Here is a 23,482-nt window from a genome sequence, read left to right as displayed (position 1 = left end):
TACGCAGCGGACCATCCGGTTCATCGCGCTCACCCACGGTTGAAGACCCGCCGGCCAGTGATCCATGGAAACCAATGCCAAGCTGGAGTGTTCGCAATCTAATGAGTGGCCACCGGTGAGCGACACCGAGCCGCGATCTCAGGAGATATCGATGACGGCTGATGCCTTGCATGCCCGGTCAGGGCCCCATCCCCTTCATGCCATCCTGCTGGGCTTCCCGATTGCCCTGTTCAGCGCCAATCTGGTCACCGACATCGCCTATCTACGCACCGAAGAAATCCAGTGGACCAACTTTTCGGCTTGGCTCAACGCCGGAGGCCTGGTCTTCGGAGGGCTGGTGTTGCTCTGGGCCCTCGCGTCGCTTTTGCTCGGCTTGTCCGGCCCGATCCGGCTGCGCCGGCTGGTCTATGCCGGGATCGTCGCCCTCATGTGCGTCATCGGCCTGATTAATGCCTTCCAGCACAGCCGGGACGGCTGGAGTTCGGTGGGGACTTTCGGCCTGCTCCTCTCGATCGTCACCGTTATTCTGGCCCTTGCCGCAGGCGTGATCGCCCACACCCGTCTCTTCAGCCGTGAGGTCGCACGATGATCCGTTACCTGATGGGCGCGACCGCCCTGCTTGTCGTCCTGTCCGCCTGCGGGCGCAGCGATCCCGGCCTGAACCAGACGGGCTCTCAACCCGATATTCCGCCGATTGCCGAGGGTCTCGTGCCGTCCATGAAGATCGCCCAGCCAACAGGCTGGGGCGATCAGGTGCCGACCGTCCCCGCCGGTTTCACCGTCACCGCCATGGCCACGGATCTCCAGATACCGCGCCAGATGCTAGTCCTGCCCAATGGCGACATTCTCGTCGCGGAAGGGCGCGGCGGAAACGCCCCGCCCCTTCGGCCCAAGGATGTGATCGCAGGCGTGATCAAGAAGCAGGGCAATACCAAGGTTGAGAGCGGCAACCGCATCACCCTGCTGCGCGACGCCGACGGCGACGGTCGTGCCGAGGTTCGCAGCGTCTTCATCGACAACCTGGATGCGCCCTATGGACTCGCATTTGTCCAGGGCACTCTCTACGTCGCGAACCAGGGCGCTCTGGTCAGCTTCCCCTACCAGGACGGACAGACGCGGATCACCGCCGCGCCGACCGAGGTGACCAAGCTTCCCTCGGCCATCAACCACCACTGGACCAAGTCTCTCACTGCCAGCGCCGATGGTCAGACCCTCTATGTCGGGATCGGGTCCAATTCGAACGTCGGCGAGCGTGGCATGGCTGTCGAAGAAGAGCGGGCTGTCGTCTGGGCCATCGACCGGACTACCGGCGCTCGCCGCACAGTCGCACGCGGTATCCGCAATCCCACCGCCCTGGCCATCGAACCGACGACCGCTGCCCTTTGGGCGGTGGTCAACGAGCGTGACGAGATCGGCCCGCAGGCCTCGCCAGATTATCTGACCTCGGTTCGCGAGGGAGCCTTCTACGGCTGGCCCTATACCTACTGGGGCAAGGTGGATCCGCGCGTCCGCCCCGCCAACCCCGAACTCGCAGCAACCGCCATCCTGCCCGACTATGCGCTTGGATCACACGTCGCCGCCCTTGGTCTGTCCTTTGCGATTGACGGTGGCTTCGGGGGCGTGTTCTCGCAGGGGGCCTTCATCGGCGAACACGGCAGCTGGAACCGACAGGACCTCAGCGGCTACAAGGTGACATGGGTGCCCTTCGTCAACGGTCGGCCGTCCGGCGAGCCGGTCGATTTCGCCACCGGCTTCCTGACGGATGACGGCCAGGCGCGGGGTCGCCCCGTGGGCGTGACCTTTGATGCCGGTCGCCGCATCCTGCTTGTCGCCGACGACCTGTCGAACACGGTCTGGCGGATCGCACCCACAGCAGCGTCGCAGCCGACGTCGCCTGCCGTGGCCCCGACGCCCGCGACGCGATAGGCGGCGGTCGGTGGCAGATTACGCGCGATGATCTGGCAGCCTTACTGCGGCCCAGGCGCGCTCCCGTCTGATCTCTGGATGCGGTGGAATTTCGATCCCGCCCTTTTGATCGGGCTTGCCGCCATCTCGGCTGGTCTGGTCTGGATGACACGTCAGGATCCGCGCAGCCGTAGCCTTGCACTTGCGGCTGTGGCCACTCTCATTGTGGGTTTCGTGTCTCCGCTGTGCGCCCTCAGCTCGGCCCTCTTCACGGCCCGGACACTCCACCATGTGCTGCTGGTCGCCATCGCCGCCCCACTCCTGGCCTGTGCCCTTCCGCGCCTGCACCGCTGGCATGGTGGCGCGCGGCTCATCGGAGTCTTCGGTTTCGCTGTCCTGTTCTGGGCCTGGCACACCCCTGCCGCCTATGCCTTCGCCCTCTCGAACGACGCCGCCTACTGGGTCATGCAACTGAGTCTTCTCGGAACGGCTACGGTGTTCTGGATGTCGGTTCGGGTGTCTCCCGGGCCGGCGGCGGTGATCGCCCTGCTCATCACCATGGTCCAGACGGGCCTGCTGGGTGCTCTCCTGGTCTTCATGCCGGCCGCCATCTATGCGCCCCACCTGTTGACCACCACGGCATGGGGTCTGAGCCCGCTGGAGGACCAGCAGCTGGCGGGCCTGATCATGTGGGCCCCTGCCGCCGCCGTCTATCTGGTCGCCGCCCTGACGATCCTGGGGCGCTGGATCGGACCTGACAGGCTGCGGAAGCAGTCCGCATGATCGTCAAGCCGATCCAGCGGGTATTGGAATGGGCCGCAGGCCATGCCGACGAGGGCCGGTATTCGCCCGTCGGAATCGTCTTCCACTGGACCATGGCGGTCCTGGTGCTGTTCCAGCTGTTCTGGGGCTGGTTGATGAACCAGCTTCGCGTCGGCGGCGACATGGTCGCAGCCTATGACCTGCACTATGCCATCGGCGTGCTGATGCTGGTCTTGGCCCTGGCGCGACTGGGCTGGCGACTGCTGGCGCCCGGTCCGATCAATGATGCGGACAAGCCCGGCTGGCAGAGTATCGTGGCCCATGTGACGGCCTGGGTCTTCTACATCTGCCTGCTGGGCCTGCCGCTCACGGGCTGGGCCATGATCTCCGCGACGGCCCGGGAACAGCAGCCGGAGCTGCTCTGGCTCGTCAAATTTCCGCTCATGCCGATGCAGGAGCTTACCAACAGCCAGAGATGGGCCATTGAGGCGGTGGCGGAGTGGATGCACTGGGGGCTGATCGTCACCCTTCTGGTGCTGATCCCGATGCACGTCGGTGCAGCGCTGAAGCACCATTTCATCGATCGGGACGACGTGGTCCACGGGATGCTGCCGGTCCTGCCGCAACTGCCGCGGCGGCGGACGCGCTGGCAGCGTCGCTGGCTGGCGATGGAGACGTGGGTCGGGTCTCGAGCCAGAGGGCTATGGCGGAGATTTCGCGACCGCTGAGCCCGGCGACCGCCTGAGACATGACATTGCGTGGGTCATTCCGGCGCTCCGCCCGCTTCCAGCGCATCAACTGGTCGACCGTATAGGCGAACGGTTGACCAGAGACGGCTGGATTTCCGGGTCCAACCCCCTCTCCCGCCATCCCGTGGCAGCTAGAGCAGGCGGGAACGTCGCGGGCGATATCGCCTCGAAGCCAGATCGCGGGTGCCGCGCGGGTCTCACCGACACCCTGCGGTGCCGGCAGGTCAGCATAGTAGAAAGCCACGTCGCGTCGGCTGTCGGCGCCCAGACGCCTTGCGATCGCGCTCATGACGTCGTGATGCCGGGTATCCGCGGCATAGTCCTCCATCTGCTTTTGAAGGTAACCGGCGTCCAGACCCGCAAGGCGGGGTACGCTGACCCCGTCGCCCTGCCCCTGGAGTCCGTGACAGCTGAAGCAGGCATTGGCCGCACCGCTCGCACCGCCGCTCAGCGCGACCAGCTCACCGGTCTCGGTCAGGGCGGCGTCTGTCCGGCTCGGCGGCAACTGACAGGCCGACATCGCGGCGAGTGCCAGGGACATAGCAAGCATCGACAGGGCGCGGCTTTGAAAACCAGACATCGTCCGGAAACACAGGGTTACGGCACAGGTTCCGATCCTTGGGGAACCGCGACGCTTCAGGGGGATTGGTGAAAACACGGGAGGGGCCATGAACCATGCAGACAGGCGAGTATCTGCGCACGACATCCGGCCTGCTCCTGATGGTGCCGATCCTTGTGCTGCTCTCAGCCTGCGCCGACAAACGCCAGCAGCCTCGCGACATCACCGGCGCGGATGCTGCGGCGGGTCTTGCGGTCATCGAGCGGCTGGGCTGTGCGGCGTGCCATCAGATACCGGGCGTGGACTGGCCCCAAGGCACCGTCGGCGGTTCACTGGACGGGTTTGCGGACCGATCGATGATCGCGGGCCAGTTCCCCAATCAGCCAGAGACCCTGGCCACCTGGGTCAGGAACGCGCCTTCTATGAGTCCGAAGACTGGAATGCCCGCCATGCCCATGACATCTGCCGAGGCCCGCGACGTGGCCGCCTATCTGTACACGCTGGAACATGACTGAACCGATCGACGGCCTGCAAGGCTGGCCCCCGCCCGCGCTCGATCCCGCCGGACCCTTCGCCGGTCCGGTGAACACCCTGTCCTGGGCCCTCATCGCCATGGCCGTGAGCGTGTTTCTGGTCGTCATGATCGCCTTGGGCGTGGCTCTCTTCGGCCCCCGGTCATGGCGCAGGAAGATCGGCGGGGAGAAGGTTCTGTGGACGCTGGGTCTGGCCTTCCCGGTTGTTGTCCTGTCGGTCCTGCTTGTCTGGGGTCTCAGCCTGACCGCACAGCTCAGCGAAGAGCCACGACCTGGCGAGATGCGCGTGCGCGTCACCGGAGAGATGTGGTGGTGGCGCGTGGCCTATCTGGACGCAGGGGGCAACGAGGCCTTCCAGGATGCCAATGAAGTCCACATTCCGGTGGGCCAACCCGTCGTGTTCGAGCTGGAGGCCGCAGACGTCATCCACTCCTTCTGGGTGCCCCGCCTCGGTGGAAAGATGGATATGATCCCCGGACGCCGGAACATTCTCAGGCTCCAGGCGGACGAACCCGGGGCTTACGGCGGTCAATGCGCCGAATACTGCGGCGGGCCCCATGCCCTGATGGGCCTGGTCGTCGTGGCCCATACGCCGGAAGAGTTCGCGGCGTGGCGGGCACGTCAGGCCGCGCCCAGCGCGGGCCTGCTCGCAGCCACAGCCCTGCCCATCTCTGCCGGCCGGCAGGTGTTCCAGGCCTCCGGATGCGGGGCCTGTCATACCGTCAACGGGACCGAGGCCAATGGACAGGCCGGCCCGGACCTCAGCCATGTCGGCTCACGACGGACGCTCGGTGCCGGCATCCTGCCCAACAATCAAGGCACGATGGCCGGGTGGATTTCCGACAGCCAGGCGATCAAGCCCGGCAACCGCATGCCGGCCTATCCTGTCCTGACCGGCCAGCAACTGCGCGACGTCTCCGCCTATCTCGAGAGCCTGGAATGACCGAAGCCCCCTCGGAGACCGGCTTCGACACCGACCTTTACAAGCGCTTTCCGACCCAGGGCGAGCGGCCCGAAGGCGAGAAGGATGAGCTGGAGAAGATCTGGTGCGGTCCCAAGGGCTGGGAGTGGATCACCGTCATCAACAACAACTACGTCGGTGTCTATTACATCGGCGCAGCCATGCTGTTCTTCGTGCTGGCGGGCATACTGTCGCTCCTGATGCGAACCCAGCTGGCCCTGCCGCTGAATGGCTTTCTGGAACAGGAAACCTACAACCAGCTGTTCACCATGCACGGGACCATCATGATGTTCCTGTTCGCGGTGCCCGCGGTGGAGGCGCTCGGAGTGCTGCTTCTGCCCCAGATGCTGGGGGCCCGCGACCTGCCGTTTCCCAGGCTCAGCGCCTATGCCTTCTGGGCCTATCTGATCGGCGGCCTAGCCTTCTTCTGCTCGATCTTCTTCGGCCTGGCCCCCAATGGCGGCTGGTTCATGTATCCGCCCCTGACCTCGATGACCTATTCGCCCGGCATCAATGCCGATTTCTGGTTGCTCGGCATCGGCTTCATCGAGATCTCGGCCATTGCCGGAGCCATCGAGATCATCGTCGGGGTGCTCAAGAACCGCGCGCCGGGGATGACGCTGGACAAGATGCCGATCTTCGCCTGGGGCATGCTGATCTTCGCCTGCATGATCATCATCGCCTTCCCCTCGGTGATCCTGGCCACCACCCTGATGGAGCTCGAACGGGCGTTCGGCTGGCCGTTTTTCGATGCGCTGAAGGGCGGCGATCCGATGCTGTGGCAGCATCTGTTCTGGTTCTTCGGTCATCCGGAGGTCTACATCATCTTCCTGCCTGCTGCGGCGGCCATGTCGACCATGGTCGCGGCGGTCGCGCGGACGCCCCTGGTCGGATACCGGCTGGTGGTGCTGGCCATGATCGCCACGGGTTTCATCAGCTTCGGTGTCTGGTCGCACCACATGTTCACGACCGGCATGCCGTCGATCTCGATCGGCTTCTTCTCCTCGGCCTCCATGGCCGTCAGCCTGCCGGCCGGCATCCAGGTCTTCGCCTGGATCGCGACCATTGCCGCCGGTCGCATGCAGTTCTCGACTCCCGGTCTGTTCGTGCTGGGCTCGCTGACGGTCTTCGTCATGGGCGGCCTGACCGGCGTGATGGTGGCCATGGTGCCCTTCGACTGGCAGGCGCACGACAGCTATTTCATCGTCGCCCACCTGCACTACGTCCTGATCGGCGGGATGGTGTTTCCCTTCTTCGCCGCCCTCTATTTCTGGACCCCGATGTCCTCCAGGCGGCCGCTTAACGAGCGGCTGGGCAAATGGGTCTTCTGGCTGATGTTCGCGGGCATCCACGTCACCTTCCTGCCGATGCACCTCACCGGCCTCATGGGCATGCCGCGCCGGGTCTATACCTATCTGCCGGACCGGGGCTGGGAGATCCCCAACATGATCTCGACCGTCGGGGCCTTCCTGTTCGCAGCCGGGGTCCTGATCTGGATCGTGGACATGATCCGCAACTTCCGCCCGTTCGGTCCCAGGGACGCGGGCAACGTCTTCGAGTCCGGTGGTCTGGAATGGCTGCCGACGGGCCTCTATTCCACCCGCAGCATTCCGATCGTGACCACCCGCTATCCCCTCTGGGAGCAGCCCGACCTAGCGCGTGACGTCGAGGCCGGACGCTACTTCCTGCCCGATGCCCCGACCGGCGACCGAGAGACCCTGGTCACCAGCCCCCTGACCGCCGAACCACAGTATCTGCAGCGGATGCCGCGCCCCTCGGGCTGGCACGTCTGGGCGGCCGTCTTCACGGCGGCCTTCTTCCTGCTGCTGGTGATACAGGCTTACTGGGTCTCGGCCATCTGCGGCGGCTTGGCCATCTACTGCATCTTCCAGTGGTGCTGGTTCCTGGACCGGCCCCGCGTTCAGCCCGAGGTCGATATCGGCGCGGGCATCCGGGTGCCCACCTATATGAGCGGGCCGCGCAGCCACGGCTGGTGGGCCATGGTCATCACCCTCGTGGTCGCCGGGATGATCCTTGTGATGACGGCCTTCTCCTACGTCTTCCTGTGGAGCCGCAATCCGCTGGCGTGGGTCGCGCCGCCCTCCACAGGGCTGATCACCACCGCGACCCTCTACGTCTTCGCAATAATCGGGGTGCGAGCGTCCAACGCCGCCCTGGCCCTGGACCGACCGCGCAGCCCCGTCATCGCCACCGGCCTGATGCTGGCCTCCCTCGCCCTAATCGCCGGCGGCTGGGCGATCGATCTGGCCGGATGGATGGCCACGGATCTCAGGCCCCAGGTGTCCGGCCAAGGCGCAACGGTCTTCTTCTTCCTGTCCTGGCAGGGCTTCTTCGTCTTCACTTCGGCCATCATGGGGCTCTATGCCCTGCTGCGCTGGATCAGTGGTCATGTGGAAGCCGGGCGACCCTCGACCTTCCAGCTCATCGGGCTATTCCTGGGCTATACGGCGACACAGGGGCTGATCTCCATCCTGCTCACCCGGCTGTTTCCGGGAGGCTGACGATGCAGCGCTGGCTCTACATGCTGGGAGGGCTGCTCGTCTGGGCCGTCCATTTTGTCGGGGTCTATGCGATCGCCAGCATCGGGGACGTGGTTTCCGATGCTGATGCCCCCGCCTGGCGTCTGATCGGCCTGGCGTTCAGCGCCGTCTGCGCCATGCTCGCCCTCGCACTGCTCATCCACGCGCTGCGACGCGCCGACGACGTTACTGATACCATAGATCTGGCCAACACCTTGGCCCGGCTCGGTGCCCTGCTCGCCCTGATCTCGGTCATCTGGCAGTCGCTGCCGACCGTCGTAGGTTACTGACGCCGCCCAGCCTTGCACGGACGATCGTCCCCTTCGGACGTGCCCGGCGACACAGACCTGCCGGGACAGCACTCGCTATGCCGCCCCGCAAACATTGGGAGCGGGAGCCGAGTCATCGCGTTTGCTCTTTCCGCGCGGATCGTCGGGCGGGTGCGCCTGTCCCGGCAGTATCCGGGTTCTTCCCGGAGTCTGCCCTTGCCCGACATCGCCGGCTGGATCGCCCCTCTCGCCACCGCCCTTGCTGCCGTCATGACGGCCTCCAACCTCGGGGCCCGCGTCACGGGCTGGGGGTTTGTCGTCTTTCTGGTGGGGTCGATCTGCTGGTGCATTGTGGCCCTGACCACCGATCAGCCGAACCTCCTCTGGGCCAATGGCTTCCTCACCCTCGTCAATGGTCTGGGCATCTGGCGCTGGCTCGGTCGCCAGGCCCGCTATGAACGCGGCGGCCAACTCGCCAGTGCCCGCAGTGCCCGGACCGCGTCCTCGACCCTGGTTCCCCTTGGCTCCCTGATCGGCAGCACGGTTTCGGGACCAGACGGGTCCCCTCTGGGTCAGGTCGCAGAGATCATGATGCGGTGCGACGACGCCGCACCCGCCTACCTGGTTGTGAGCGTGGGGGGCCTCGGCGGGGTCGGAGAGACCCTGCATGCGCTCGATGCGGGCGAGTTCGACCTTTGTGCAGACGGCATAAGAAGCCATGTATCGGCGGCCGTGCTGGGCGCACGCGCACCGATTGCGCCCGACAACTGGCCAGCGAAGGCCTGAGGTCGCCCGGCTCCCGATCTCCGCTCCTAGCGGGCCGGACGTGCGCGAATAGGCGTGTAGGCGCAGCTGAACGCAGGATCGCCTGCCCCGATATCGGATTCCAGATGAATGTGCAGGCGCGCCTCGCCCGCTGCCTCATCGAGGGCAAAGGCCTGTTCGGCTTCGTAAAGATCGTCCCGGTGGGGGGCCGTCCAGCCGCGGGCGCGTTTCAGGGCCCTCGACTTGGCTCCAGCCAGGCTGTCGGCGACCACGAAGACATTGCGATGCCGTTCGACGAAATCCTCGTCGTCATAGCCGCCGAGGTTCACATAGTAGAGCCGGGCCGGACCCTCGAACGGCTCCGGTCGAAGGCTGATGCGATAGCCGTCAGCCTGATCGATTTCGGCCCAGCCATCGATATGCAGGCTGCCCGGCCGTCCCCACCACTGCGCCCTCAGACTGTCATAGGTAGCCTCGATCGTCGGGGCCACGACGAAGCGTATGTCATGCACTTCGATATTGGCGCGGGGATGCTCGCCCCCGATGTAGATCGCGAACAGCTTGGGAGTCATGCGGCCTCCGGGGCGCGGCGGGTTGTGGGATTAAGGCCACGCTGCGACGCGAGCACGAGTTCACGCCCGACCACCTGTCCCATCCGGTCGGCAACACCTTCATCCTCAAGCCCTCGGAGCGCGATCCGTCGATGCCGGTGCGTCTGGCCGAGCTGATGATGGAGGCGGGCGCCCCCGCCGGCGTGCTCAACGTCATCCACGGCGACAAGGTCGCGGTCGACGCCATCCTGACCCACCCGCTGGTCCACGCCGTCAGCTTCGTCGGCTCGTCCGACATCGCCCACTATGTCTATCAGACCGGCGCCGCCAACCATAAACGGGTCCAGGCCATGGGCGGGGCGAAGAACCACGGCATCGTCCTGCCCGACGCCGATATGGACCAAGTCATCAAAGACCTGTCCGGCGCAGCCTACGGCTCTGCCGGCGAGCGCTGCATGGCGTTGCCGGTCGTCGTTCCCGTCGGAAAGAAGACGGCCGACGAGCTGCGCGAGCGGATGGTGGCCGAGATCCCGTCGATGCGGGTCGGTGTCTCCACCGACGCGGGGGCCCATTATGGTCCGGTTGTCACCGCCCAGCACAAGGCCCGCGTCGAGGGCTGGATCGACCAGGGGGTCAAGGACGGGGCCGAACTGGTCGTCGACGGTCGCGGCTTCAGCCTGCAAGGGCACGAGAAGGGCTATTTCATCGGCCCTTCGCTGTTCGACCACGTCACCCCGGAGATGGAGTCGTACAAGGAGGAGATCTTCGGCCCGGTGCTGCAGATCGTCCGCGCCGCCAGCTTCGAGGAAGCCCTGTCGTTGCCGTCGAAGCACCAGTACGGCAACGGCGTCGCCATCTTCACCCAGAACGGCCGCGCGGCCCGCGACTTCGCCGCCCGGGTCAATGTCGGCATGGTCGGGATCAACGTCCCGATTCCGGTGCCGGTGGCCTATCACACCTTCGGCGGCTGGAAGCGCTCGGCCTTCGGCGACACCAACCAGCACGGCATGGAGGGGGTGAAATTCTGGACCAAGGTCAAGACCGTCACCGCCCGCTGGCCCGACTCGGACCTGGAGCACGCGGACTCCAGCTTCGTCATCCCGACGATGAGGTAGCCGTCACGCTGATGTCGACACTTCGGCCGTCTCCTTTTGGCGAATGGCCGAATGTCCGGTCGTGGCGCGAAGCGGCTGCCCTACCCTCCCCTTTGTTCCCGTCCCGTTCGCGAAATGCGCATAAGGTGCGTTCCGCGAAATGCGCCTTACCCAGTTTGTCTGCGCCAACTCAGGGATTCGAACCTGACGCGCCCAACACCCCTTCTCTCGCTCGGAATGCCGGTTCTTGACTCATAGCGGCGGTTTGGAATGGCGGTTTATGGCAAAAATGTCATTCGATCGCGCTCAGTCCGTGGGTACTTCACGGAGCCCCTAGGCTCAGAGCGGCTGAGCGAACGATATCAGCGACGGCTCGGACACGGGCGGGATATACCCGGCCGCGACGCATGATCAGCCAGAGTTCGTGATGCCGTTTTTCGGGCAGGGGCACGATCCGAAACTTGGCCCTGTAGGGATAGGCATCGACGCCGCTGCGCGGGAGCAGCGTGTAGCCGAGGCCTTCGCCGACCGGGGACGGGATCTGGCTGATCTGATTGATGAAGGTCCGCACATTCAGATGTTCGGAACCTCGGAAAGTGGCGGGGAAGTTGAGCGAGAAAAGGTCGTCGGCATAGGCGAAGGCGTCCGGGTGGGCGACAAGGCCCATGGCGTCCAAGGTCTCGAAACTGGGCGGCAGGGGCGACGTGTCCCGCGGCACGATGAGGCAAAGCTCTTCCTGGCCCAAAAGCTCGGCGTCGAGCCGCGGATGGCGTGGTTCATGGTCGACAACCCCGAGGTCAAACCGTCCGTCCAGCACGCCCGCCAGCACCGTGTCCTGTGGAGCGGCCTCAAGCCGGATCGTCAGATCCGAAGATGCCTGCATCGACGGGAAGAGGCAGGGATAGAGCAAGACCGCAAAACTGCCCGAGCAGGCGATGGACACTTCACCGACACCCGGGTCGTCGCCCAGTATCGACTGCCGAAGCGCCTTTTCCTCGATCCGCCTCGCGCGGCCGACGGCCAGCACTGCCTCGCCAGCCGGCGTTGGACTGAGACTACGGCCCTGGCGCGACAGCAGCGCCTGTCCGACCTGGTTCTCGAGCTTGCGGAGGTGTTGCGATACGCCGGGCTGGGTCATCCCGCGCAACTCGGCCGTCCGGGTGAAATGTCCCGTTTCGCAAAGGACGGTGAATGTTTCCAACCACTGGGCGTTCAGCATGATCCATCAGTAGCTGTTATGAAAAACTGTCCCAATGATTATTTCTGGTGACGCTCCGTTTTGACTATCTCGGGTGCCAGAGAGCAAACAGGAGAGCACCATGCTGCCCACCCCACGCACCTTTTCGCATATCGGCCTGTCCGTGCCGGACATCGAGGCCGCCGTAAAATTCTACACCGAAGTCCTCGGTTTCTACACGATCATGACCCCGACCGGGATCACCGAAGACACCAGTCCGATTGGCCAGATGTGCACCGATGTATTCGGTCCGGGTTGGTCGAGCCTGCGCATCGCGCACCTCGCCACGGCCGACCGGATCGGGTTCGAACTGTTCCAGTTTGACGGCAACCGGGCACCCGAAGACAACCTTCCCTTCCGCCAACACGGGACGTTTCATTTCGCCATCCAGGATCCTGATGTCGAAGGGCTGGTGGAGAAAATCGTCGCGGCCGGCGGGAAGCAGAGGATGCCGATCCGCGAATATTTCCCGGGCAAGAAGCCGTATCGAATGGTCTACGTCGAAGATCCGTTCGGCGTCGTTTTTGAAATCTACAGCCACAGCTACGAGCTGACCTACTCCGCCGGTGCCTACTCCTGATCGGATCGATTGCGATCAGTGGCCCCACGCTTCCGATCAAGCGGTATGCGACGGGAAGCGAGGCCACTGGTCGTCAGGCTCTACAGACGCAGCGCCCACCAACGGCATCCGCCGGCCGTTGCGGGACCCTCGACCGGCATGGTCGATCCGGTGCCACGTTAGTTGTACATCCCCCCTTCAAGACCGGGAAATGGAACGTTTCTGGTCTTGTCGGGTTGTTCCGTTACGGGGCGGACCTCGAATCGAAAACGATACGTGCTCGCGGCCCTGCCGCAGTCATCACTGAGACCATCTGATTGATGCCGGATCAACCTCGCCTGACTGACAGCCGGGGCGGCTACGCATTCAAGCCCCACGAGATGCCGATCCTGCCCGGGTCGCCCGCCAACCCGGATCATCCGGCGCGGCGCAAGGTCGCCTATCTGGTGATCGGCGTGTTTCTGGGTTTGGTGGGCGGCGCGCAGAACGGGTTCCTGCTCGCCAACACCGCAGCCCTCCAGGGCGACATGGCCCTGACGCCGGTGGAAGCGGGATGGATCAGCGTCGCCTTCTACTCGACCTACGCCTGCATGAGCATGTTGCTGTTCCGGGTCCGCCAGGAGTTCGGAATTCAGCCCTTCGTCCGCTATGCGATGCTTGGTCTGGTCGCCGCCAATTTCGTGCAGTTGCTCGAGCTTGGCTATACGGCGGAACTCGCGGCGCGGGCGGTCGCGGGGATCGCCGCCAGCGGCCTGTCTGCCCTGTCGCTCTACTATCTGATGCAGGGCCTTCCGGCGGCCGCCCGGATCGGTGCCCTGGTCATCGGCATCGGGCTGAGCCAGACCGCATTTCCGCTGGCGCGGGCCATGTCACCGTATCTGCTCGTCGACGGCGACATCAGCCGCGCCTTCCAGCTTCAGTTCGCGCTTTCGCTTGTCGCGCTCGGTGCCGTTTTTGTGCTGAGGCTTCCGCCCGGATACCGGTCGAAGACCTTCGAAAAGCTGGACCTGCCCAGCATCACCCTGTTCATGGCCGGGGTCACCGGCTTGCTGGCTTTCCTGATCCAGGGGCGGATTCAGTGGTGGGATACGCCCTGGCTGGGCGGGGCCCTGGCAATGGCGATCCTGTGCCTGGGCGGAACCGTCCTGATTGAGCGAAACAGGCGGCGGCCCATGCTCGACACGCGCTGGCTGTCGAGCCGGGCAATCCTCGCGCTGGCCATCACCGGGGCGGGGGTGCGTATCCTTGTTTCCGAACAGAGTTTCGGTGCCACCGGCCTGTTTTCGGCGCTTGGCTACGGCAATGAGCAGCTGACCGGCTACTATGCGATCCTCGCCGGAGCCACGATCGCGGGCAGCCTGCTTTCGTTGGCGCGTCTGGATCCCAAGGATCTGACTCGGCCGATCCTGTTCGCGATCCTTGTCATCGCCATCGCTGCTTTCGCAGATACGCGCACCGGGATCATGTCCCGCCCAAGCGATCTTTACTTGACGCAGGCGGCGATCGGGTTCGCGGCGGTGTTCGCCATGGGCCCGGTGCTGATGGAAGGGATACTCCGCGCCCTGGCCGCGGGCCCGTCCTATGTGGTCAGCTTCATCGCAGTGTTCTCCCTGTCGCAGACACTGGGGGGGCTGGCCGGGGTTTCGGCGCTTTCCGCCTTCCATACGATCCGACTGAAGACCCATCTGATCGACGCCGGTGCGACGCTGACGGCGGCGAACCCCCAGCTCGCCCGGGAACTGGGTCAGGCAACGGCGCGGCTTGGCACAACGATTTCCGACCCGGCGCTCCAGCAGCAGGCAGCCGCGGCCCGCATTGCCCGGGAGGTCGGCCGTGAAGCGGCCGTGCTGGCTTTTAATGACGTTTTCTTCCTGATCGGTTCGCTTGCGACCATCGCCTTTGCCATCGTCCTGTTGCCGTGGGTGATGAACCGGGTGCGCGGGCGAAACCCGCTCAGCAAGGAACTGGTCTTCCTCGAAACCATGCGAACCGGGAACAAATGATGGTCCAGACCGACAAGACAGAGACCGCGGGACCGCCCAAGGGGAAGACCAACGCTGCCGAATCTCCGGAGCCGGCGGCCGCGGCTCCCGACAGTTCCGACCAGCGCGGCTGGGCCCCGAACGTCTCCCGCAAGAAGGTCGGCATCGGTGTGGCCGTGATACTGGCTGGCGTTTTTGCTGCCCTCTACGCTTGGGGCCTTACCCCCCTAAACAACGGCAACCAGACAACGAACAACGCCTATGTTCGCGGTCAGACGACGGTCATCAGTCCGCAGGTCGCCGGCTATCTGGTCGAGGTTCTGGTGAAGGATTTCGACCGGGTTCAGCAGGGTCAGTTGCTGGCGCGGATCGACGCCGCCCCCTACCAGCAGCGGCTGCAGCAGGGGCAGGCGAACACCGCCGCCCAGCGGGCCACGCTCGCCAACAGCCAGCAGAGTTTGCGCTCGGGCGAAGCGCAGATGCGGTTGCAGGATGCCACGGTCGCCATTGCCAGGGCGGGACTGGAAAAGGCCCAGGCGGATATGCGCCGGATCGATGAACTGGTCGGTGAGGGGTCCGTGTCTCTGCGCGAACGCGATCAGGCGCGTGCCACGTTGCAGCAGGCGCAGGCCGGCGTCCGGCAGGCCGAGGCGCAGCGCGCGATCGCCGCCGAGCAGGTCCGGTCCGTCCAGGTCGGGCGGGGCGCGCTCCAGGCCCAGGTCGAGGGGGCGAACGCTGCCTTGGAGTTGGCGCGCATTGAGCTATCCCGCACGGAGATTCGGGCGCCACGCGAGGGCCGCCTCAGCGAGATTTCCGCTCGCGTCGGTCAACTCGTCACCGCCGGCACGCAGCTCATGTATCTGGTGCCCGACGATCTCTGGGTGACGGCGAACTTCAAGGAAACCCAGACGGCCAGAATGGCGGTGGGGCAACGTGCGACCCTGAAGGTCGACGCGTTGGGCGGGGCCGAGTTGACCGGAACTGTGCAGAGCATCGCGCCGGCGGCCGGCAGCGAATTCAGCCTGATCAAGCCGGATACCGGGGCGGGGAATTTCGTGAAGGTGCCGCAGCGGATCGCAGTGCGAATCCGGCTCGATCCCGACCAGGCCGGGGTTCAACGACTGGGGCCGGGCATGTCTGTCGTGGCAACCGTGCACACCCGGTGAGGCTGATGACTGTGACCCGCTTCTCGCAACTGGCCCTGTCTGTAGCGCTCACGGGCGCGGTCGTTCTCGGCGGCTGTGCGCCGCAGTTGCGACCGCTTCCCGCCGGGGCGATGGTCCAGCCCGCCATGGAATGGCGCACGGCTGTTCAGGGCACGGTGCCCCTTGACCGTCTCTGGTGGGAAGGGTTTGGCGACCCTCAATTGGCGGCGCTGGTCGAGCGGGCCAGGGTCGGCAATGCCGACGTTCAGGTCGCCGCGGCCCGGGTTGAGGAAGCGCGGGCCACTGAAGCCGCATCCCGCTCCCTTCTGTTTCCCACGTTCGAGGCAGGACTGACGGCGGGTGCGAGACGCGAGGTATCGGCCTTTGGGCAGGGGCAGGAGTCTCTCGCCGCCCAGCCGCAGTTCCGGGCCGCCTACGAGGTTGACCTGTTCGGGCGCAACCGGGCCGGCGTGGAGGCGGCTGAGGCGGGCCTCGCTGCCAGCGAGGCCGCCGAGGAGGCAGCCTTGCTCTCGGTGAGCGCCGCGACAGCAAGTGGCTATGTGACTCTGCTTGCGCTCGATGCGCGTCGCGAAATCCTGCGCCGAACCCTGGACGGACGGGCGGAGGCGCTGAAATTCGCCCGGGACAGGGCCGAGGTCGGCTACACCTCCCAGCTGGAATGGCGTCAGGCCGAGGCTGAATATCAGGCGACAGCACAGTTGCTGCCGCAGATCGAAGCCCAGATCGCGCGTCAGGAAAATGCCCTGTCGGTCCTGACCGGCGAGGTGCCGGGCGATGTCGTTCGCGGGACTTCACTCTCGGCCCTGCGCCTGCCACCACCGCCCGAGGTCGTGCCGTCCGAGCTGCTGCGGCGGCGCCCCGATATCGCGGCGGCGGAATACCGGCTGGCGGCGACAGATGCACAGATGCGGGCGGCAAGGGCTCGATTCATGCCGACTGTCGGCATCAGCGCCACGGCCGGTGCCGCCTTTTCCGATCTACTGGCTGACCCGATCGCGTTGTGGTCGATCGGTGGCAGCATACTGGCTCCGATCTTCAATGGCGGACGACTGCAGGCCCAGGTCGACGTCGCGACCGCCCAGCGTGACCAGGCGGCCTTCGCCTATCGCGGGACGGTGTTGAACGCCTTTCGCGAAGTCGAGGATCGTCTCGCAGTGCTGGCGCGGCTCAGCGATCAGAAGGGCGCGCTCGAAGCCCAGCGCACCGCCGTCGCCGACGCTGTCCGGCATGCGCAGAACCGATATCGTGCGGGCTACACGCCCTATATCGAACAAGTCGATGCACAGCGCAGTCTTCTCGCGGTCGAGCTGTCGCTCGTTCAACTGCGTGCAGACCAGCTCAATGCGATGATCGGTCTGTATCAGGCGGCGGGCGGGAGTCCGGAGCGGTCGGCCCTGCAATGAGTAGCTGAAGCGGCACTCACAGAGTCTCTGGTACCCGCGTCAATCGTGAAGCTGGATGATGGTTTCCAAGCGGGCCTCGTTCCGCCCCCGGCCGGCAACCCGATAGCCTGGTCGGAGCGTCATCGGAGGAGGCCCGCTCAGGTGACTCCAGTGCCTGTCGGCAGTCCTGGTCCACGACGCCGATCGTGCCCGCGGGAGCCGGTTTAGTCGCAACGAGAGCAACGCAAAGCGCGCGTGAACGCTCATCAGTCCTGCCCCCTCAACACGGAACGCTGAATCATGAGTTCGAAACGGTACTGTCAGCCCAAACTTAGCCAGCCGGTAATCCGCCCCGCCTAGCGTCGTCGCCATGGCCAAGAGCACTAACCCGTTCCGCTACTTCGACAGCTCGCCGGAGGTGATCCGGCTCGTGGTCATGATGTACGTGAAGTACCCGCTGTCTCTCCGGAACGTGGAAGATTTGTTGGCCGAGCGCGGTATCGATATCTGCCATGAGACGGTGCGGCTGTGGTGGAACCGCTTCGGTCCGATGCTTGCCGCCGAGATCCGCAGGAAGCGGGTCCAGAAGATGCGCGCCTTCACTCACTGGCGGTGGCACCTCGACGAGGTCTACGTGAAGATCAACCGCGAGATGCACTACCTCTGGCGGGCTGTGGACCACGAGGGCGAGGTGCTGGAATCCTTTGCCAGCAAGACCAGAGACAAGCCGGCCGCTCTGAAGTTCATGAAGAAGCTGATGAAGCGGCACGGGCGAGCCAAGGTCATCACGACCGACGGTCTGCGCTCCTACAAGGCGGCGATGAAAGAGCTCGGTAACACCGACAAGCAGGAGGTTGGCAGGTGGGCCAACAACAGGGTGGAGAACTCACACCTGCCCTTCCGACGACGAGAACGGGCCATGATGAGGTTCCGGCAGATGAAGACACTGCAGAAGTTCAGCTCAGTCCACGCCGCCTTCCACAACCACTTCAACCAGGACCGCCACCTCATCAGCAGAGAGACATATAAGGCCCAACGCTCAGCCGCCCTGGCTGAGTGGAAGACGCTCGCCGGATAGGCACTACGCCCCCTGCCCTACCTGCGCTCAGTGGAGACAAGTTGTCGTTGGGCTGACAGCACCATCCCTACACCTTGGTAGAGGATCGTTCGGCGGGCCCCAGCGGTACAGACGATCGCGCCTTCTGCCCCATCGGGGCCCCGGCCGACCGTGGCCAAGCTTCCTCCCGGCCTTCTGGCAACCATCCAATGCAGCCCGCGAGCCATACCCAAGCCACATATTCCGGCTTTTCGAACACACCAATCTACAGGTTTCGACCAAATGGTTAATCAATTTTAATGATTTGAAATGCCGATGTTCTGCGAGTTCGCCCCGGGTAGCAAGTGTCATGCGGGCTGTTCCGCGTTCGGCGGTTTTCCAGAGGATGCCTGCCGGTCCACACGAATGGAGGGCTAAACTATGCGTGCATTCTACCTCGCCGCCGTCGCCGTCGGTGCCCTGATGACGGCTCCGGCCGCCATGGCTCAAGACACCACCCTGGTCGTCAGCACCAATGTCGCCAGCTACTGTGCGATCTCGCTGGCCAATGTCGCCGGCAGCAATGTGTCCGTCGCCAATGGCCTGCGCCAGAAGGTGACCACCATGCGTCTCGCCTGCAACGATCCCGATGGCGCGGTTCTGACCACCAACAATGCCAATGGCGATCTGCGTGGCCCCCCCGGACCGGGCTCCGGCGGTTTCCAGATCATCAACTATGACTGGGAACTGGTCGTCGCCAATCCGGCCGCTGGCTTGGGCTTCGCTCCGGCGGACACCTTCCCCGGCGACGGTCCGACGGTGACCAATGCCGCCTATTCGGAGGGTCTGGCCAATGGTGTGTCGGCCGACTTCTTCCTGAACCTCTGCTATCAGGAACCGGGCGGCTCGACGGGCTGCGGCGGGGCTGATTCCGAGGCCCTGTCGGCCCCGGCCGGCATGTATCAGGAAACCTTCACCTTCGACCTGAATCCCGCCTGACGCCAACAGGAGCCGGAGCCGCCTTGAGGAGGCTCCGGCCTCTTGCCATTCCATCGACATCGCAATCCAGGGGGGATCGAAAGATGTTGTCCCGACGCCTTTTCACCGTCGGACTGGCCGTCGCCGTGTCCGGCGTCTGGGCCAGTTCGGCCAAGGCCATGCAGGTCTCGCCCATGGTGGCGGAGATCACACCCAGCGGCCCGAAATCCACCTACCGGATGGCCATCCGCAACGACAGCGCTACGCCGATCACCGTGGAGATCGTCAGCTTCAGCCTCGCTGTGGATGATCAGGGAGCCCAGACCCTCGCGGAAGATGCAGGCGACATCATCGCCTATCCGCCCCAGTCCATCATTCCGCCCGGCCGCGAACAACTCGTCAACGTCCGCTACGTCGGTGCCGCCGATATCACGTCTCCAAAGATGTATGTCGTCCGCGCCGCCCAGCTCCCCGTCCGTCTCGGCGATGCCCAGACCGACGCACCCAGCGATGCGGCCGAGGTCAAGGTCGGGTTCAACATCAATACGCATGTCTTCGTGTCCCCCCCCGGCACGGAGCCCGAAGTCAGGGTGTCGTCGGTACGCCGCGCGGAAAATGGCGACGCCCTGATTTCGGTGTTTAACGCCGGGACCGGCATCGCCCGGCTCCGCCGCGCACGCTACCATCTGAGCGACGCTGCAGGCCACCAGGTCGAACCCCCTGCCTCGGACGTCCAGCTCGGCCAGGTCAGCGCGCTACCCGCCGGACAGAGCAGGGAACTGAGGATCCCGGCGGCCGCGATCACCGCCCTTGTCGGGGAGATAGCCGCCGTCATCCGGCTCGAATGACGCACGGTCGGGGGACGCAACATGACCGCGACCAGCGACCAAGCCGTTCTGCGCCTTCAGCTGGGTCTTTGCGTCCTGCTGTATCTCACTGGCCATGCCGGCACTGTGCTGGCCCACGACGATCCTGATGCGCCCATCATGACCGCTCCCAGGATTACGGAGGGAGGTATTACCGTGACCCCACCCGGCACCGATCCAGGATCGGTCGCTGCCGAACCCTCGACAGACATCCAGGACGCCGGTCCAGCGTCGGGTCGTCAGGCGCGGGTGCTGACGCCCATCCAGGGCCCCCTGAAACTGGACGGCCGCTATCTCGGCGACATCAGTGGCGAGGTCGGGCTGGATGGCTCGGGGCTCGTGGATGCGGCCCGTCTGCTCAGCCTTCTCGAACCGGTCATGGATCCGGCAGGGCTGCAGGCGCTGAGGGACAAGGCGGGCGGGCGCGACAGGGTGTCCTTCGACAGCCTCGAGAGCGAGGACTTCAGCCTGTCATTCGACACCTATGCCCTGTCGTTCGAGGTCCGGCTCGGTGCCGGCCTCCGTAGCCGCCAGCGCATCGATTTCGGGTATTCGGACACCCTCGACCCCACCGATTTCGAGCCGCCCGCCACCTTTTCGGCGCAGGCCAATATCTCGCTCGCCCAGATCTATGACCACGATGCTGAAGAGTTCGGAAGCCTTCGTGGTGTGACCGACGTCATTCTCAACTGGGGCGGTTTTGGAGGCGTAACCCTGGTGGGCGGCTTCGACTACGACGGCGGATCCGAAGACCGTATTCGCCGCCACGAGTTCCGGCTCACCAAGGATTTGTTCGGATCCGCGATCCGGCTAACGGCGGGGGAGTTCTCGCCGCCCGTGACCGGGTTTCAGGGCTCCGACCGGATCCTCGGCGTCAGCGCTGGCCGCGCCTATTCCGTCATCCGCCCCTTCCAGAACGTGCGACCGTCGGGTCGACGAGAGTTCGTCCTGGATCGTGCGGCCTTCGTCGAGGTCGAGGTCAATGGCGTGATCGTCGAGCGGCTGCAGCTGGATCCAGGCCCCTATTCGCTCAGCGATTTTCCCTTTGGTCAGGGGGCAAATACCGTCCGTTTCCTTGTCGAGGACGGGGCGGGACGCCGGGAGATCGCCGTCTTCGACCTGTATGGCGGAGCCGCCCTGCTGGATCCCGGCATCGTCGACTTCGGTTTCTCGGCGGGGCTTCTTCAGGACGGGGGTGAATACGAGTACGGCGGTACGCCGGCCGTGAGCGGCTATGTCCGCAAGGGCTTCACCGATGCCCTGTCGCTGGGAGCGTCTGGTCAGTGGGTGGACGACCGTGTGATGGCCGGTGCGACCGCGACCTGGGGCTCGCCGCTGGGTCTCGTGGAGGTCGGACTGGCCGCGAGCCACAATGGACAGACGGGGCAGTCAGGATTTGCCGCTTCCGTGGACTATGTGAAGGCGTTTTCGGTCCTCGAACGCGACGATACCCGCGTGATCTTCACCAGCCAGGCGACCAGCCGCGACTTCCAGGATGCCTTCGAACGCGGCGCATCGAACCCCGAGGCCTGGCGGATTGCCGGCCAGGTGTCCAGCCGTCTGAACCGCTACACCGTCAACGTGGGAGCCGCCTATGTACGGGGACGGGACAACTTCCCCGACGAGCGATCGGTGGACGTCTCCCTCGGTCGCAGCTTCGGCAGGGTCGGGGTGACGTTTTCGGTCGGGCATCGCAGCATCGACGGACGGGAGGACGAGACGCGTGTGGGACTGTCCCTGACCATGGGCCTGGGCCGGCGCTGGAACGCTCAGGCCCGCTATGACAGCGGTGATGATTTCCGCGAAGTTTTGTTGCGCCGCTCTTCGAACGGGGACCTGAATGACCTGTCCGGCGGCGTCCGGATCAGTCGTGATTCCGGACGCGAGACGATCGGCGGCGACCTCCGCTACATCAACAACCGCTTCGATGCCGAGCTGATCAGCAGCCGGCTCGCGTCACGGACATCCGGCGGGGCCACCACTGAAGAATCGCTGTGGCGGGTTTCCACCGGGCTGGTCTACGCCAATGGGTCCCTCGGGATGGGCCGCCCTGGCCGCGAAGGGTTCATCATGGCACGCCGTCATGAGAGTCTGCGCACAAGCCGCCTCGCGCTGACGGACAGCAATGGCCGGGCGATCGCGCGGGCGGGCTGGTTCGGCCCCGCCGTGGCCCCGATCGACCGGGCCTACAGCCCGCAGCGTCTGGAAGTCGCGGTCGATCCCCTGCCGAGCGGCTACGATCTGGGCAGCGGGGTGATCACGACCTTCCCGGGCTTCGGCTCTGGATACGCCTTGACCATTGGAAGCGACGCTTCGCGCACGGCGATCGGCCTGCTGGTCAATCCCGACGGAACGCCGGCGGCCCTGATGAGCGGGACGATCGTAGCGGTCTACCCCAGCCAGGCCACAGCCGAACCCAAACCCTTTTTCACCAATCGCGCCGGTCGCTTTGTCGGCGATGGCCTGGCCCCCGGTCGTTATCGCCTGATGGTGGGAGACAGGACGATCGGCGAGTTCATCATTCCCGAAGAGAGCGAAGGCATAACCGATGTCGGTCATATTCAGATCCGCCAGCCATAAACGCGCCCCGCTCCTCGCCGCGGCGATCACGACCATTTTGGCTGCGGCCAGTTCGGTCGAGGCAGACCCCTGCGACCTGCGGCTGACGCGCGATCCGGTTCCGGTACGGATCGACTACGACCCGTTTGCCTTCAGCCGCCCCCCCGGGCGTCTGGATCTGGACTTGGTCAACGATGGCGATGGGCGATGCGATCTGGAGCTGCGGCTTCTGGATCTGGACGGTCAACCCCTGCACTCTCTCAGCCTGGACCAGGTGGCGCTTGAGGTGCGCCTGCGCGAAGGCGGGGTCGCAGGCGCGACCCGTCTCGATCCTAACCGTTTTAGCCTCTCTGTGCCGGCCAACGCCCCGACAACCGTGGCGTTCGACCTGATGGTTCTGTCAGACGCGGTGGCCGAAGCCGGTGAACACCACACTGCCTTCCGGGTCGAGATCGGTCCGGCCGGTGGCGCACCCCTGGTTCTCGTCGGGCCTATCGATGTCGTCCTGGCGTCCCCGCCTCGCGCCCAGCTTAATATCGCCGGCGCTGCGGGGGCCTTTGGCTCGACCTCGAGCGTCGAGGTCATCGATTTCGGCGAAGCCCGGCCCGGAGCGGTCAAGCGCGCCTTTCTGCAGATCCGCGCCAACACCCCGTCCCGCCTGACCTTCCGGTCGGAGCATGGCGGCAGCCTGCGTCGACTGGGGGCGGCCGAGGACGAAGCGGGGATTGACTATCGCGTCACTCTGGACGGCGAACCTCTCGATCTCCGGCAGCAGGCCGTACGCAGGGTGGACCCGCCCCGAACTGTTCAGGGCCAGTCACTCACCCTGGACTTCGAGCTCGGAGCCACCTCGTCCAGACGGTCAGGATATTACGAAGACCTGCTGATGGTGGATATTGACCCCAACTAGACTATCCTTCGGCAACCACTGGTATATAAGTTGATCCAGATCAAGAGAGGTTCACTCCACCCCGTCTAGTCCAGCGACCGGTCCTCTGCGGCCAAGCGGTCTTTGGTTCGATTGACCCC

20 protein-coding genes and 2 pseudogenes are annotated in these 23,482 nt (G+C 65.1%); 19 read left to right on the top strand and 3 right to left on the bottom strand.

Features of this window, described 5'->3' with window-relative positions; genetic code table 11:
- Positions 1–64: 64 nt before the first annotated feature.
- The 4 genes from JHC81_RS01635 to JHC81_RS01620 all read left to right on the top strand — a co-directional run bounded on the left by JHC81_RS01635 (position 65) and on the right by JHC81_RS01620 (position 3,395).
- The gene (locus JHC81_RS01635; RefSeq protein WP_292169797.1) at positions 65–589 is read left to right on the top strand and encodes a DUF2231 domain-containing protein; all 525 of its coding nucleotides are present in this window, start codon (positions 65–67) and stop codon (positions 587–589) included.
- Complete coding sequence (locus JHC81_RS01630) at positions 586–1,926, top strand: sorbosone dehydrogenase family protein (RefSeq protein ID WP_292169795.1); 1,341 nt, start codon at positions 586–588, stop codon at positions 1,924–1,926. The genes JHC81_RS01635 and JHC81_RS01630 overlap by 4 nt, the downstream gene beginning before the upstream one ends.
- Positions 1,927–2,004: 78 nt before the next feature.
- Complete coding sequence (locus JHC81_RS01625; protein ID WP_292169793.1) at positions 2,005–2,688, top strand: cytochrome c oxidase assembly protein; 684 nt, start codon at positions 2,005–2,007, stop codon at positions 2,686–2,688.
- Positions 2,685–3,395, top strand: a complete 711-nt coding sequence (locus tag JHC81_RS01620; RefSeq protein WP_292169791.1) for a cytochrome b — start codon at positions 2,685–2,687, stop codon at positions 3,393–3,395. The genes JHC81_RS01625 and JHC81_RS01620 overlap by 4 nt, the downstream gene beginning before the upstream one ends.
- 334 nt (positions 3,396–3,729) lie before the next feature.
- On the opposite strand, the pseudogene JHC81_RS14400 reads toward JHC81_RS01620, so the two are convergent.
- Positions 3,730–3,936, bottom strand: a pseudogene (locus JHC81_RS14400) (c-type cytochrome); the annotation flags it as partial.
- Positions 3,937–4,091: 155 nt separating this feature from the next.
- Here JHC81_RS14400 and JHC81_RS01615 point away from each other — a divergent pair.
- The 5 genes from JHC81_RS01615 to JHC81_RS01595 all read left to right on the top strand — a co-directional run bounded on the left by JHC81_RS01615 (position 4,092) and on the right by JHC81_RS01595 (position 9,064).
- Positions 4,092–4,490, top strand: coding sequence for a c-type cytochrome (locus JHC81_RS01615; protein ID WP_292169788.1), 399 nt, complete (start codon positions 4,092–4,094; stop codon positions 4,488–4,490).
- Entirely contained in the window at positions 4,483–5,451 is a 969-nt protein-coding gene (coxB, locus tag JHC81_RS01610) for a cytochrome c oxidase subunit II (protein WP_292169786.1), read from the top strand. The genes JHC81_RS01615 and coxB overlap by 8 nt, the downstream gene beginning before the upstream one ends.
- Positions 5,448–7,991: a cbb3-type cytochrome c oxidase subunit I gene (locus tag JHC81_RS01605; RefSeq protein ID WP_292169784.1), complete on the top strand. Its 2,544-nt coding sequence runs from the start codon at positions 5,448–5,450 to the stop codon at positions 7,989–7,991. The genes coxB and JHC81_RS01605 overlap by 4 nt, the downstream gene beginning before the upstream one ends.
- Before the next feature lie 2 nt (positions 7,992–7,993).
- A complete protein-coding gene (locus JHC81_RS01600; protein ID WP_292169782.1) occupies positions 7,994–8,299 on the top strand; it encodes a hypothetical protein in 306 nt (101 codons plus the stop codon).
- A 195-nt stretch (positions 8,300–8,494) separates the two neighbouring features.
- Positions 8,495–9,064, top strand: a complete 570-nt coding sequence (locus JHC81_RS01595; protein WP_292169780.1) for a PRC-barrel domain containing protein — start codon at positions 8,495–8,497, stop codon at positions 9,062–9,064.
- Between the two features lie 26 nt (positions 9,065–9,090).
- On the opposite strand, the gene JHC81_RS01590 is transcribed toward JHC81_RS01595, so the two are convergent.
- Positions 9,091–9,615: a DUF1543 domain-containing protein gene (locus JHC81_RS01590; RefSeq protein WP_292169778.1), complete on the bottom strand. Its 525-nt coding sequence runs from the start codon at positions 9,613–9,615 to the stop codon at positions 9,091–9,093.
- A gap of 86 nt (positions 9,616–9,701) precedes the next feature.
- Between JHC81_RS01590 and mmsA the strand changes: the two are divergent.
- Positions 9,702–10,709: pseudogene (gene mmsA / locus JHC81_RS01585) on the top strand (CoA-acylating methylmalonate-semialdehyde dehydrogenase); the annotation flags it as partial.
- A gap of 301 nt (positions 10,710–11,010) precedes the next feature.
- Here mmsA and JHC81_RS01580 read toward each other — a convergent pair.
- Complete coding sequence (locus JHC81_RS01580; RefSeq protein WP_292169776.1) at positions 11,011–11,907, bottom strand: LysR family transcriptional regulator; 897 nt, start codon at positions 11,905–11,907, stop codon at positions 11,011–11,013.
- A 100-nt stretch (positions 11,908–12,007) separates the two neighbouring features.
- On the opposite strand from JHC81_RS01580, the gene JHC81_RS01575 reads away from it, so the two are divergent.
- The 9 genes from JHC81_RS01575 to JHC81_RS01535 all read left to right on the top strand — a co-directional run bounded on the left by JHC81_RS01575 (position 12,008) and on the right by JHC81_RS01535 (position 23,363).
- On the top strand, positions 12,008–12,505 hold the full coding sequence (locus JHC81_RS01575; RefSeq protein ID WP_292169774.1) for a lactoylglutathione lyase family protein: 498 nt from the start codon (positions 12,008–12,010) through the stop codon (positions 12,503–12,505).
- 359 nt (positions 12,506–12,864) lie between these two features.
- A complete protein-coding gene (locus tag JHC81_RS01570) occupies positions 12,865–14,487 on the top strand; it encodes an MFS transporter (RefSeq protein WP_292169773.1) in 1,623 nt (540 codons plus the stop codon).
- Positions 14,487–15,632 (top strand): HlyD family secretion protein, encoded by a 1,146-nt coding sequence (locus JHC81_RS01565; RefSeq protein WP_292169772.1) that lies wholly within the window; start codon positions 14,487–14,489, stop codon positions 15,630–15,632. Before JHC81_RS01570 ends, JHC81_RS01565 begins: the two co-directional genes overlap by 1 nt.
- A gap of 5 nt (positions 15,633–15,637) precedes the next feature.
- Positions 15,638–17,035, top strand: coding sequence for an efflux transporter outer membrane subunit (locus tag JHC81_RS01560; RefSeq protein WP_292169771.1), 1,398 nt, complete (start codon positions 15,638–15,640; stop codon positions 17,033–17,035).
- Between the two features lie 349 nt (positions 17,036–17,384).
- Positions 17,385–18,092, top strand: a complete 708-nt coding sequence (locus JHC81_RS01555) for an IS6 family transposase (RefSeq protein ID WP_292169769.1) — start codon at positions 17,385–17,387, stop codon at positions 18,090–18,092.
- A 399-nt stretch (positions 18,093–18,491) separates the two neighbouring features.
- Positions 18,492–19,049, top strand: a complete 558-nt coding sequence (locus JHC81_RS01550) for a hypothetical protein (RefSeq protein ID WP_292169768.1) — start codon at positions 18,492–18,494, stop codon at positions 19,047–19,049.
- Between the two features lie 125 nt (positions 19,050–19,174).
- Positions 19,175–19,876: a hypothetical protein gene (locus JHC81_RS01545; RefSeq protein ID WP_292169766.1), complete on the top strand. Its 702-nt coding sequence runs from the start codon at positions 19,175–19,177 to the stop codon at positions 19,874–19,876.
- Between the two features lie 21 nt (positions 19,877–19,897).
- On the top strand, positions 19,898–22,474 hold the full coding sequence (locus JHC81_RS01540; protein WP_292169764.1) for a fimbria/pilus outer membrane usher protein: 2,577 nt from the start codon (positions 19,898–19,900) through the stop codon (positions 22,472–22,474).
- Positions 22,443–23,363: a hypothetical protein gene (locus JHC81_RS01535; RefSeq protein ID WP_292169762.1), complete on the top strand. Its 921-nt coding sequence runs from the start codon at positions 22,443–22,445 to the stop codon at positions 23,361–23,363. Before JHC81_RS01540 ends, JHC81_RS01535 begins: the two co-directional genes overlap by 32 nt.
- Positions 23,364–23,482: the final 119 nt, after the last annotated feature.

This window comes from Brevundimonas sp. (assembly GCF_016463295.1).
GTDB lineage: Bacteria > Pseudomonadota > Alphaproteobacteria > Caulobacterales > Caulobacteraceae > Brevundimonas.
This window is presented reverse-complemented; position numbering and strand designations above follow the sequence as displayed.

What these genes read in the sequence shown, in the direction of transcription:
- JHC81_RS01635 (WP_292169797.1), top strand. Translation starts at nt 65, where the DNA reads ATGGAAACCAATGCCAAGCTGGAGTGTTCGCAATCTAATGAGTGGCCA.
- JHC81_RS01630 (WP_292169795.1), top strand. Translation starts at nt 586, where the DNA reads ATGATCCGTTACCTGATGGGCGCGACCGCCCTGCTTGTCGTCCTGTCC.
- JHC81_RS01625 (WP_292169793.1), top strand. Translation starts at nt 2,005, where the DNA reads ATGCGGTGGAATTTCGATCCCGCCCTTTTGATCGGGCTTGCCGCCATC.
- JHC81_RS01620 (WP_292169791.1), top strand. Translation starts at nt 2,685, where the DNA reads ATGATCGTCAAGCCGATCCAGCGGGTATTGGAATGGGCCGCAGGCCAT.
- JHC81_RS01615 (WP_292169788.1), top strand. Translation starts at nt 4,092, where the DNA reads ATGCAGACAGGCGAGTATCTGCGCACGACATCCGGCCTGCTCCTGATG.
- coxB (WP_292169786.1), top strand. Translation starts at nt 4,483, where the DNA reads ATGACTGAACCGATCGACGGCCTGCAAGGCTGGCCCCCGCCCGCGCTC.
- JHC81_RS01605 (WP_292169784.1), top strand. Translation starts at nt 5,448, where the DNA reads ATGACCGAAGCCCCCTCGGAGACCGGCTTCGACACCGACCTTTACAAG.
- JHC81_RS01600 (WP_292169782.1), top strand. Translation starts at nt 7,994, where the DNA reads ATGCAGCGCTGGCTCTACATGCTGGGAGGGCTGCTCGTCTGGGCCGTC.
- JHC81_RS01590 (WP_292169778.1), bottom strand. Translation starts at nt 9,615, where the DNA reads ATGACTCCCAAGCTGTTCGCGATCTACATCGGGGGCGAGCATCCCCGC.
- JHC81_RS01580 (WP_292169776.1), bottom strand. Translation starts at nt 11,907, where the DNA reads ATGCTGAACGCCCAGTGGTTGGAAACATTCACCGTCCTTTGCGAAACG.
- JHC81_RS01575 (WP_292169774.1), top strand. Translation starts at nt 12,008, where the DNA reads ATGCTGCCCACCCCACGCACCTTTTCGCATATCGGCCTGTCCGTGCCG.
- JHC81_RS01570 (WP_292169773.1), top strand. Translation starts at nt 12,865, where the DNA reads ATGCCGATCCTGCCCGGGTCGCCCGCCAACCCGGATCATCCGGCGCGG.
- JHC81_RS01565 (WP_292169772.1), top strand. Translation starts at nt 14,487, where the DNA reads ATGGTCCAGACCGACAAGACAGAGACCGCGGGACCGCCCAAGGGGAAG.
- JHC81_RS01560 (WP_292169771.1), top strand. Translation starts at nt 15,638, where the DNA reads ATGACTGTGACCCGCTTCTCGCAACTGGCCCTGTCTGTAGCGCTCACG.
- JHC81_RS01555 (WP_292169769.1), top strand. Translation starts at nt 17,385, where the DNA reads ATGGCCAAGAGCACTAACCCGTTCCGCTACTTCGACAGCTCGCCGGAG.
- JHC81_RS01550 (WP_292169768.1), top strand. Translation starts at nt 18,492, where the DNA reads ATGCGTGCATTCTACCTCGCCGCCGTCGCCGTCGGTGCCCTGATGACG.
- JHC81_RS01540 (WP_292169764.1), top strand. Translation starts at nt 19,898, where the DNA reads ATGACCGCGACCAGCGACCAAGCCGTTCTGCGCCTTCAGCTGGGTCTT.
- JHC81_RS01535 (WP_292169762.1), top strand. Translation starts at nt 22,443, where the DNA reads ATGTCGGTCATATTCAGATCCGCCAGCCATAAACGCGCCCCGCTCCTC.